12 protein-coding genes are annotated in these 10498 nt (G+C 66.1%); 7 read left to right on the forward strand and 5 right to left on the reverse strand.

Annotated features, from left to right (window positions below; translation table 11 throughout):
• On the reverse strand, positions 1–980 hold a 980-nt coding region (locus KDB67_RS08630; RefSeq protein WP_291014838.1), incomplete at its 3' end, for an aldehyde dehydrogenase family protein.
• 211 nt (positions 981–1191) lie between these two features.
• Here KDB67_RS08630 and KDB67_RS08635 point away from each other — a divergent pair.
• Genes KDB67_RS08635 through KDB67_RS08665 form a run of 7 tightly spaced genes read left to right on the forward strand, consistent with a single transcriptional unit; the run spans position 1192 to position 6881 of the window.
• Positions 1192–1998 (forward strand): TauD/TfdA family dioxygenase, encoded by an 807-nt coding sequence (locus KDB67_RS08635; RefSeq protein ID WP_291014840.1) that lies wholly within the window; start codon positions 1192–1194, stop codon positions 1996–1998.
• Positions 1999–2003: 5 nt separating this feature from the next.
• Positions 2004–2720: an SDR family NAD(P)-dependent oxidoreductase gene (locus KDB67_RS08640; RefSeq protein WP_291014842.1), complete on the forward strand. Its 717-nt coding sequence runs from the start codon at positions 2004–2006 to the stop codon at positions 2718–2720.
• A gap of 14 nt (positions 2721–2734) precedes the next feature.
• On the forward strand, positions 2735–3595 hold the full coding sequence (locus tag KDB67_RS08645; protein WP_291014845.1) for a mycofactocin-coupled SDR family oxidoreductase: 861 nt from the start codon (positions 2735–2737) through the stop codon (positions 3593–3595).
• Between the two features lie 13 nt (positions 3596–3608).
• Positions 3609–3806: a ferredoxin gene (locus tag KDB67_RS08650; protein WP_291014858.1), complete on the forward strand. Its 198-nt coding sequence runs from the start codon at positions 3609–3611 to the stop codon at positions 3804–3806.
• 27 nt (positions 3807–3833) lie between these two features.
• Positions 3834–5243: a cytochrome P450 gene (locus KDB67_RS08655; RefSeq protein ID WP_291014847.1), complete on the forward strand. Its 1410-nt coding sequence runs from the start codon at positions 3834–3836 to the stop codon at positions 5241–5243.
• A 13-nt stretch (positions 5244–5256) separates the two neighbouring features.
• Positions 5257–6075 (forward strand): NAD(P)-dependent oxidoreductase, encoded by an 819-nt coding sequence (locus KDB67_RS08660; RefSeq protein WP_291014849.1) that lies wholly within the window; start codon positions 5257–5259, stop codon positions 6073–6075.
• Positions 6075–6881 carry an NAD(P)-dependent oxidoreductase gene (locus tag KDB67_RS08665; protein ID WP_291014850.1) on the forward strand — a complete coding sequence of 269 codons (807 nt, stop codon included), beginning with the start codon at positions 6075–6077 and terminating at the stop codon, positions 6879–6881. Before KDB67_RS08660 ends, KDB67_RS08665 begins: the two co-directional genes overlap by 1 nt.
• A 19-nt stretch (positions 6882–6900) precedes the next feature.
• Here KDB67_RS08665 and KDB67_RS08670 read toward each other — a convergent pair whose 3' ends face one another.
• From KDB67_RS08670 to KDB67_RS08685, 4 genes are all read right to left on the reverse strand, one after another.
• Positions 6901–7299 carry a hypothetical protein gene (locus KDB67_RS08670; RefSeq protein ID WP_291014851.1) on the reverse strand — a complete coding sequence of 133 codons (399 nt, stop codon included), beginning with the start codon at positions 7297–7299 and terminating at the stop codon, positions 6901–6903.
• A gap of 44 nt (positions 7300–7343) precedes the next feature.
• Positions 7344–7967 (reverse strand): TetR/AcrR family transcriptional regulator, encoded by a 624-nt coding sequence (locus tag KDB67_RS08675; RefSeq protein WP_291014853.1) that lies wholly within the window; start codon positions 7965–7967, stop codon positions 7344–7346.
• A gap of 100 nt (positions 7968–8067) precedes the next feature.
• The gene (locus KDB67_RS08680; RefSeq protein ID WP_291014854.1) at positions 8068–9306 is read right to left on the reverse strand and encodes a CaiB/BaiF CoA-transferase family protein; all 1239 of its coding nucleotides are present in this window, start codon (positions 9304–9306) and stop codon (positions 8068–8070) included.
• Positions 9306–10484, reverse strand: a complete 1179-nt coding sequence (locus KDB67_RS08685) for an acyl-CoA dehydrogenase family protein (RefSeq protein WP_291014856.1) — start codon at positions 10482–10484, stop codon at positions 9306–9308. Before KDB67_RS08685 ends, KDB67_RS08680 begins: the two co-directional genes overlap by 1 nt.
• Between the last annotated feature and the right edge of the window lie 14 nt (positions 10485–10498).

Consider the following 10498-nt stretch of genomic DNA (forward strand, 5'->3'; position numbering starts at 1 on the left):
ATGCCGGCCACCATCTCGGCGATCTGATCGTGCTGGGCGCGCGGCACCAGCAGCCGGGTGGTGAGCGCACAGCCCTGCCCGGCGTGCGTGCAGATGGTGAACGCGCCGAACATCGCAGCCTGCTGCAAATCCGCGTCATCGAGGACGATGAGTGCCGATTTACCGCCGAGTTCCAGGAACACCCGCTTGAGCGAGTCTGCCGCGGCGGCCATGATCTGCTTGCCCACCGGCGTGGAGCCGGTGAAGGTGACCACGTCGACTTCCGGATGGGTGGTGAGCAGCTTGCCCACCTCCACCGACTGACTGGAGATGATGTTGACCACGCCCGCCGGGATGTCGGTGTGTTCGGCGATGAGCTCACCGAGGGCCAGGGTGATCAGCGGGGTGTCGGGGGCGGCCTTGAGCACCACGGTGCAGCCTGCGGCCAGCGACGGCGCGAGCTTGGCCAGGGCCAGCTGGTTGGGATAGTTGTAGGCGATGATGGCCGAAACAACACCTGCCGCTTCCTTTTCCACCCACCGGCGATTGTCCTGACCACGCACCTCGATGGTGGACAGTTCCTCGGTGAACGAGTAGTCATCGAGCAGCCCGGCGTAGAACTCGACGATGCCGATCGGTGCGTCGAGTTGATTGCCGTAGGTGAGATTGCGGGTGGCGCCCACCTCGGCGATGGTCAGCTCCCGCAGATCGTCGGCGTGCTCACGCAGCACCGCGGCGAGTTGGGTCAGGCACCGTTTGCGCAATTCGACGTCGGTGGCCCAGCCGGAGTTCTCGAAGGCATCGCGTGCCGCGGCGATGGCACGCTCTGCCTCCGCGATTCCGGCGTCGGGGGCGGTACCGAGCACCGCACCTGTCGCCGGGTTGATCGACTCGTAGGTCGCCTCGATGTCGACCAGTTCGCCACCGATCAGCAGTCGCTTGTACACGTCGGCTCCGGCCGGGTTGCCGGCTTGCGGCTCAATCGTCTCTTGGCTCACCACAGACTCCGTTCGGAAATAGCATTCTCACTTGTGGCATACGCCACATCCATAGGTCTGCACTGTATCAGCCCGATCAAGACGACGACAGGCACGCAACAGAACCGCCGAATCGGACATTTCGCTCGGGTTTTCACAGTCGGATTGGGTGAAACCGGTTGCCGACTCGCAACCCACGAGAGTACGGTTCTCATTCATAGGAAGGGAGATTCTTGTGATCGAAACAACAGCCCTCACGCCTTCGATGGGCGTGCAAGTACACGGGATCGACAGCCTCGACGACGACGCGGTCATCGCGGCCTGCCTGGAGGCGCTCAAATGGCGCGGCGTCCTGCTGATCCGCGGACTCGAACTCGACGAGGCCGCGCAGGTCGCGTTCAGTAAGAAGCTCGGACCGGTACTCGCCCCCGCGGGCAAGGAGATCTTCACGGTCTCCCTCGATCCGTCCAAATCGCCGTCGGCGGAGTACCTCAAGGGCACATTCCACTGGCACATCGACGACACCACCAACGACATCCCGGCCAAGGCCACGATGCTGGCCTGCAAGCATGCCGCGATGGTCGGCGGCGGCACCGAGTTCGCCAGCACCTACGCCGCCTACGACAACTTGCCCGAACACGACCGCAAGCGGTACGAGGGCCTGCGGGTGGTGCACTCCTTCGAGGCATCGCAGCGTCTGGTCAACCCGGAGCCCACCGAGGAACAACTCGCCCTCTGGCGCCGGCTGCCCACTCACGAGACCGCGCTGGTGTGGGACCGCAAGGACGGCCGCCGCTCACTGGTGCTCGGCGCCACCGCCGATCACATCGTCGGCGTGTCCGAGAGCGAGAGCCGCGAGATCCTCGACGAGCTTCTGGCCTGGTCCACACAGGAACGCTTCTCCTACACCCACGAATGGCAGCAGGGCGACGTGGTGATCTGGGACAACACCGGCATGCTGCACCGCGCACTGCCGTACGACCCGTCGTCGGAGCGGCTGATGCACCGCACGACCATCGCCGGGGACGAGGCCTGGGGTTGAGCGATGTGACCGGCGCAAAGAATGCGGTGGTGACGGGCGGCGGCTCCGGCATCGGGGCCGCTGTCGCCGAACGCCTGCGCGGCGACGGCTATAACGTCGCGACCATCGATCTGAATCCGCCGGCCGACGACCCGCTGGCCAAGACCGCCGACGTCACCGACCCGGAGCAGCTCGCCGCGGCGTTCACGGCGATCCGGGAACAGTTGGGCCCCATCACGATTCTGGTCAACGCGGCCGGACTCGACGGTTTCCGCAAGTTCTCCGACATCGACTTCGCGTCCTGGAGCAAGGTCATCGACGTCAACCTCAACGGCGTGTACCACACCGTGCAGGCGGTGCTACCCGACATGGTCGAGGCCCGCTGGGGCCGGATCGTCAACATCTCGTCGTCGAGCGCGCATTCGGGTCAGCCGTTCATGGCGCACTACGTGGCGGCCAAATCGGCGGTCAACGGACTGACCAAGGCACTCGCACTTGAGTTGGGGCCCAAGGGAATCACCGTCAACGCGGTACCGCCCGGATTCATCGACACCCCGATGCTGCGCAACGCCGAGAACCAGAAGAACCTGGGCGGCACCGTCGAGGACCACATCAAACGCACCCCCGTCCGCCGGGTGGGCCGCCCGCAGGACATCGCCGCCGCGTGCGCCTTCCTCATCTCCGAGGACGCCGGTTACATCACCGGTCAGATCCTCGGCGTCAACGGCGGCCGGAACACTTAGAAAGGACACTCATCATGGGACGTGTAGAAGGCAAGGTCGCATTCGTTACCGGCGCCGCGCGCGGCCAGGGACGCAGCCACGCCGTACGTCTGGCAGAAGAGGGCGCCGACATCATCGCCGTCGACCTCTGCAAGAACATCGACTCCATGGGCTACGCCATGGCCACCCCCGAGGATCTCGAGGAGACCGCGCGTCTGGTCGAGAAGGAGGGCCGGCGGATCATCACCGCCGAGGCCGACGTCCGCGACTCCGACGCCCTGCGGGCCGCGGTCGAACGCGGCATCAACGAGTTCGGCAAACTCGACGTGGTGGTCGCGCAGGCCGGTGTGGCAGGCATGAAGGGCAACCCTCCGACGCAGGCGTGGTGCGATGTGATCGACACCAACCTCATCGGCACGATCAACGCGGTGCAGGTGGCGCTGCCGCACCTGTCCGAGGGTGCCTCGATCATCGCGACCGGCTCGCTGGCGGCGATGATGGACATCGCCAAGGTCGATCAGCCCGGCAAGGACCTGGGCGGTGTGGCGTACGTGTTCTCCAAGCGCACACTGTCCAACTACATTCACGAGCTGGCCACCCACATCGCGCCACAGGGTATCCGCGCCAATGTCATTCATCCCACCAACTGCAACACCGACATGCTGCAGAGCGAACCGATGTACCGGTCCTTCCGCCCCGATCTGGAAGCGCCGACGCGCGAGGACGCCACCCCGGTGTTCTACGTGCAGCAGGCGATGAAGGTCCCGTGGGTCGAGCCCGGCGATGTCAGCAACATGGTGCTGTTCCTGGCCTCCGACGAATCCCGCTACGTCACCGGCATGCAGATGCGCGTCGACGCCGGCGGCTACCTCAAGTGGTACGACTACCACGTCTAGGAGCTCACAAATGTTGAAGGTGAATGTTGACGGGTCCCGCTGCCAGGGACACACCATCTGCGCCATGGTCGCACCCGAGAGTTTCGAACTCGATGAGATCGACGGACATTCCACTCCGGTGAGCGCCGAAGTGCCGCCCGAGTACGCCGAACAGGTTCGTGAGGCCGTCCGGTCGTGCCCGGAACAGGCGATTTCCATCATTGATGAATGAGGGGGGAAGAATGAGGAGACCACCACCATGACCACCGAAACCACCCAGACCCCAGGAACCCCGGAAACCAGTGGTTCGCCGCCTACCGGGGCCGACGACGACAGAAAAAAGAATCGGTACTCCTTCGACCGTCACGCGCCCGGGTACCGCGAGAAGTTCCTCGACATCACCGAGGAGATGCAGGACAAGTGCCCGGTCGCCTGGAGCGACACCTACGACGGGCACTGGGTGGCCGCGAGCAGCGACGCCGTCTTCGAGCTGGCCCGCTGTCCGTACGTGTCCAACGACCACGACGTGCGCGGACAACGTAAGGGCTACAAGGGAATCAACGTGCCCACCGCCGAGCGCGCATCCGGTGTGCGCGGCGGCATCCTGGAGATGGACGAGCCCGAGCACAGCTTCTTCCGCTCCATCCTCAACCCGTATCTGTCGCCTGCCGCGGTCAAACGCTGGGTGCCGTTCATCGACAAGATCGTGCACGCCTGCATCGACGAGAAGATCGAGTCGGGCCGTATCGATTTCGTCGACGAACTGGCGAATATCGTTCCGGCGGTATTGACTCTGGCGATGCTCGGCATCCCGATCGAGAAGTGGACCATCTACAACGAGCCGGTGCATGCCGCGGTCTACACCCCGCCGGACTCTCCCGATGCCCCGCGTATCGCCGCCCTGCACCGCGAACTCGGTATCGACCTGATCACCAACATGTTCGAGATCCGGGCCAACCCGCGTCCCGGACTCATCAACGCCGTGGCCAATGCGGCCATCGACGGCGGCGCCCCCGACGACATGGAGCTGCTGGGCATCCTCAGCCTCGTCATCGGCGGCGGCTTCGACACCACCACAGCGCTCACAGCCCATGCGCTGGAATGGCTTTCGGAAAACCCTGACCAGCGAGCGCGGCTCAGTGCCGACATGGACAAGCTGATCAACCCGGCCACCGAGGAGTTCCTGCGCTACTTCACCCCCGCCGCGGGCGACGGGCGCACCATCTCCGAGGACTGCGAGATCGCCGGCACCGAGTTCCACGAGGGCGAACGACTGTGGCTGTCGTGGGCGATGGCCAACCGGGATCCCAGCCTCTTCCCGGAGCCCAACACCATCGACATGGAACGTAAGGGCAACCGGCACTTCAGTTTCGGTCTCGGCGTGCACCGCTGCATCGGATCGAACGTGGCCCGCACCGTCTTCAAGCGGATGCTGGTCGCGGTATTCGACCGCATGCCCGACTATGTATGCGACCCCGAGGGCAGCGTGCACTACGACTCGATCGGCGTGATCCAGGGGATGCGGCACCTGCCGGCCACCTTCACCCCCGGCCCCCGCACCCACAAGTCGCTCGCCGACACCCTCGTCGAGTTGCAGGAGATGGTCGTGAACGAGCGGCTGGCAGAACCCCTGTCGATTTCCCGCAAACGCGAAGCGGACGGCGAATGACCGGAGTCATCCTATGACGACGGTCGGTTTCATCGGGCTCGGCAGTCAGGGCGGGCCGATGGCCCGGCGGATAGCCGACGCCGGTATCGACACCGTGCTGTGGGCGCGACGGCCGGAAACCCTTGAGCCGTTTGCCGACTCGTCCGCCAAGACCGCACAGTCACCGGCCGGACTGGGCGCGGCGAGCGACATCGTGTGCCTGTGTGTGGTGGGCGACGACGACGTGCTGTCGGTGGCCACCGGCCCCGGCGGTGTGCTGTCAGGGATGCGTAAGGGCGGAATCATCGTGGTGCACAGCACCGTTCACCCCGACACCTGCGTGAAGCTCGCCGCCGAGGCGGCCGAGCGCGGCGTGTCGGTGGTGGACGCGCCGGTCAGCGGCGGCGGTCGCGCCGCCGAGGCCGGCACTCTGCTGGTGATGGTGGGCGGCGACGACGAGCCGGTAGCCACATGTCTGCCGGTCTTTCATACTTACGGCGATCCGGTGGTGCATCTCGGTCCGCTCGGCTCCGGGCAGGTCACCAAACTGCTCAACAATGTGCTGTTCACCGCCAACCTGGCGACGGCCGCCGACACGCTCGGCCTCGGCAAGTCCCTCGGCGTCGACGCCACCCGGCTGGCGGAGGTGATCACCCACGGCACAGCCAACAGCTTCGCCCTCGAACGCGTCGCCTCGGCGGGCGGCACCCTCGACCGCATCGCCGGGCACGCCGGCAACGTCCTGCTCAAGGACGTCTCGCTCATCGACGGTATAGCCGCCGAGTCGGGCGCGCCGAGCGAGGTCGTGCTGTCGACGGCGCGCACCACCCTACGGATGATGGGGCTGCAGTAGTGAGCTCGATCGGCATCGTCGGCGCCGGGCGGATGGGACTTCCCATGGCCCGACGACTGGCCGAAGCCGGCCACACGGTGACGGCGCTGAGCCGAAACGACGATGCCGGTGACCGCCTGCGGGAGGCCGGGGTCCGGCCGGTATCGGATATCGGTGAGGTCGCCGAAGCCGGAACCGACATGATCCTGATCGCCGTACTGACCGACGACCAGGTCCGCGAAGTCTGCCTGGCCGGCCCGCTCACGGAGCGGATCCGGCCCGGCACCACCCTGGTCATCCACACCACCGGCAGCCCGCGCACCACCCAGGACATCGCGGCAGCGTTCGAGCCACGCGGTATCACCGTGCTCGACGCCGCGGTGAGCGGCGGACCGCACAATATCGCCGCCGGCGATCTCACGCTGTTCGTCGGCGGACCGGCCGAGGCCGTCGACGCCGTCTCACCACTGCTCGGTGTCTACGCCGATCCGATCATCCACGCGGGTGCCCTCGGTGCCGGCCAGTGCGTGAAACTGGTTAACAACGCGTTGTTCACCGCGCAGATCGGCGCGGTCCGGGCCGCCGTCGAACTCGGGGCCGCGCTCGGGGTTCAGGAGCAGGCTTTGCTATCGGCACTCCCCCACGCCAGTTCGGACAGCCGCGCACTCGCCGGTGCGGCCCGACGGGGATCCGTCGGCGCGTTCGTCGACAGCGTCGCCGAGTTCGTCGGCAAGGACGTCGCCACAGTCCGAGCCGTGGCCGGTGAACTGGGCGCCGACCTGGGCCCGCTCGATCCGCTGATCGCCTACGGCTGTCCCGACTCGTGATTCAGCCCCAACTCATGATTCAACCAACGAGGAAATTCTCGGTGGTGGTCATGGTGTCGGGTGAGAGTCCGGCGGCGGCGAACGCACGCCGCTTGAATGCGCGGGCGGCGAAGCTGAGCTCGTAGACGGAGGTGTGGCACCTGCCGACGAGTTCCGCAGGCTGGGCCGGACCCCATAGCCGCAGATCCGCCCGCGCCGATTCGAGGGTGCCGAGTACGCCTGCGCGAACCTTCTCCTCGGCCTCGAACAGCGATGAGCACACCGCGAGAGCCTGCGGCCACGGACCGTCCTCGGGATGGGACTGCATACAGATCCGGTGATCGAGCGGGTGCGCACCGAGGATCTCCAGGGGGCGGACATCGCAGTCGGTGGCCACGTGAACGGTGACCTCCCAGCCGGCCAGCGCCTGGTCGAACAACCAGCCGCCGGCATGTTCGACTGCCGATGCCGCATCGGGTGCGATTACTGCGAGCCGCTTGCGGAGGGGCCGACGCCGCGCGTCAGCTCGCGCTCGAGCGATCTCACGTACTCCCGGAACACGCGGGTGAGTGGTATTGACGAGTCCAGTAGCCATGTTGTTTCCATCCCGTTGATGAAGGCGACAGCTTCCACGGCCTTGTCGGCCGCGTCCAGGTCGGTCCGGAAACGTCCCTCCCGCTGACCTCGCCGGATACCTTCGGCGACGATGTCCACGGCCACCTGGTGACGGTGCAACAACCGGTCATGCAGGGGTGAGTCGGGATCGAGGTTCTCCGCCCGCAGAACGACGAACATGCCGATGAGCTCCGGTGACCGTTCGAATCGTTCGGCGACATGCTCGAGTTCTTCAAGGATGTCACCTCCCAAATCGGCGTGCCGGTTGTCGTCGGCATCCCGTCGTTCCAATACGGCGTGCAGTAGCTGTGCCTTCGACCCGAAATGATGCAGGATTCCCGCAGATGTGACTCCGGCTTCCTGGGCGATCTGCGCGAGGGACGTACTCCGCCAGCCGTTGCGGATCAGCAGTCGCTGAGCCACGTCAAGGATGAGTCGCTTACGCTCTTCACCCTTGACCAGCAAGGCGTCGTACGGTCGCACAACCGTCACCGTTGTCCTACCTTCGGGGGGCTGTCCGAAACTGACCTAGTGAACACATAGTAGGTAGGTTTCGGAAATGTGACAAGCATCTCGTTGAAGTTTCTAGATGTCACAAGTCACTCTTTGCTGTGCCAAATGCCCCCTGCTCCCGCCAGGCCGCCACCGCCGACTCCGCAATCCCGAGCCCTGCCATGATCTCATCGGTGTGCTCGCCCAGCGCGGGTACCGCACCCATCACCGGCTCGACCCCGGCGACCACGGCCGGCGGCAACAGCGCGGGCACGGGGCCGCCCGGGGTGTCGATGGTTCGCCAGCGGTCCCGGGCCCGCAGATGCGGGTGGGCGATGACATCGCTCGGCGTGTTGTAGCGGGCGTTGCCGATCCCGGCCGCGTCGGCGCTCTCCTGGATCCGGGCCAGATCATGCCGGGCGCACCAGTCTGCGATCGCCTGGTCGAGGACGTCGCGGTGGGCGACCCGGTCCGCGTTCGATGCGTACCGCGGGTCATCGGCGAGGTCGTCGCGGCCGATGATCTCGCGGGACAGCCGCTGCCATTCGCGATCGTTCGTCGTGCCGAGCACCACGGTCTGGCCGTCGGCGGTGGCGTACGAACCGTACGGCGCCACCGCGGGTGAGCCCATTCCCCGCGGTTCCTGGTCGATGCCGGTGTGCAGGGTGTAGTTGAGCGCGTACCCCATCAGCTCGGTCATGGTGTCGAACAGGCTCACCTGTACCTGCGCCCCGCCCCGTGCCGGCTCACCGTCGCCGGGGCCCGAACGTTCGCGACGCAGCAGCAGCGACAGGATGGAGATCGCCGAGAACAGTCCCGACGACACGTCGGCCATCGGCGGCCCCGGTTTGGCGGGCGCACCCGGAGATCCGGTGATCGCGCACGCCCCGGACTCGGCCTGCGCCAACAGGTCGTAGGCCCGCTTGTGCGAGAGCGGACCCCCGGGGCCGTAGCCGTCGATCTCCACCGAGATCAGGTCCGGGTGCCGCCTGGCAAGTTCGTCCGGGGTCAGCCCCATCCGCCCGGTGGCGCCGGGCGCCAGGTTGGCCACGAGGACGTCCGCCGACTCCAGCAGACGATGTAGCACCTCCAGACCCGCGTCGCTCTTGAGATTCAGCGTGATCGACTGTTTACCCCGGTTGCACCACACGAAATGCGCGGCCTGACCTTTGACGACGTCGTCGTAGTGCCGGGCGAAGTCGCCCCCGCCCGGGTTCTCCACCTTGATGACGGTGGCCCCGAGGTCGGCGAGCACCCTGGTGCAGATCGGTGCCGACACCGCCTGTTCGAGGGCCACGATCCTGACACCTTCGAGCGGTAGGCCCGACTGATCCGCCATCAGTAGCTGCGCGGCAGGCCGAGGGTGTGCGAGGACAGGAAGTTCAAGATCATCTCCTGACTGATAGGCGCGATCCGCATGACGCGCGCCTCACGGAAGTAACGCCCCACACTGTATTCCTCCGAGTAACCCATGCCGCCGTGTGTCTGCACCGCGCGGTCGGCCGCGGTGAAACCCGCGTCGGCGCACAGGTACTTGGCGGTGTTGGCCTCCCTGCCGCACGGCAGTCCGTTGTCGTAGAGCCAGGTGGCCTTGCGCAACACCAGTTCCGCCGCGTCGAGGTGGGCGAGCGAGTCGGCGAGCGGGAAGGCGACGCCCTGGTTCATGCCGATCGGCCGGTCGAACACCTCCCGCTCCTTGGCATAGCTCACCGCCCGGTCGAGCGAGACCCGCCCGAGCCCGAGGGCCTCGGCCGCGATCAGCATCCGCTCGGGGTTGAGGCCGTCGAGCAGATACTGGAACCCCTTGCCTTCCTCGCCGACCCGGTCCGCGACGGGCACGATGAGGTCGTCGATGAACAACTCGTTGGAGGTGACGGCGTTGCGACCGAGCTTCTTGATCGGCCGGATCTCCACCTTGTCGCGGTCGAGGTCGGTGAGGAACAGCGTCATACCGTCGGTCTTCTTGGTGACCTCGTCGTACGGTGTGGTGCGCGTGAGCAGCAGAATCTTCTCCGACTCCATCGCCTTGGAGATCCACACCTTGCGGCCGTTGACCACATAGTGGTCACCGTCGCGCCGGGCGAATGTGGTGATCCGCGAAGTATCCAGTCCTGCACCGGGTTCGGTGACACCGAAGCACACATGCAGATCACCGTCGACGATGCGCGGCAGCGTGCGCGCCTTCAGTTCGTCGGAGCCGTGCACCACCACCGGCTGCATCCCGAAGATCGACAGGTGGATGGCGGTGGCCGCGTTCATGCCGCCGCCGGATTTGGACACCTCCTCCAACAGGATGGTGGCCTCGGTGATGCCCAGTCCGTGCCCGCCGTATTCCTCGGGGATCGTCATCCCGAGCCAGCCGCCGTCGGCGATCGCCTGATAGAACTCGGTCGGAAACTCGTGTGCGAGATCCTTTTCCATCCAGTAGCGGTCGTCGAACCGGGCGGCGAGCTCGGCCACGGACTTGCGGATCAGTTCCTGGTCGTCGGACAGCGCAAAACTCATACCCTCGGTCATGCGGGCCTCTCAGC

It is taken from the genome of Gordonia sp. (in: high G+C Gram-positive bacteria), assembly GCF_020438995.1.
In the GTDB taxonomy this organism is placed as follows: Bacteria; Actinomycetota; Actinomycetes; order Mycobacteriales; family Mycobacteriaceae; genus Gordonia.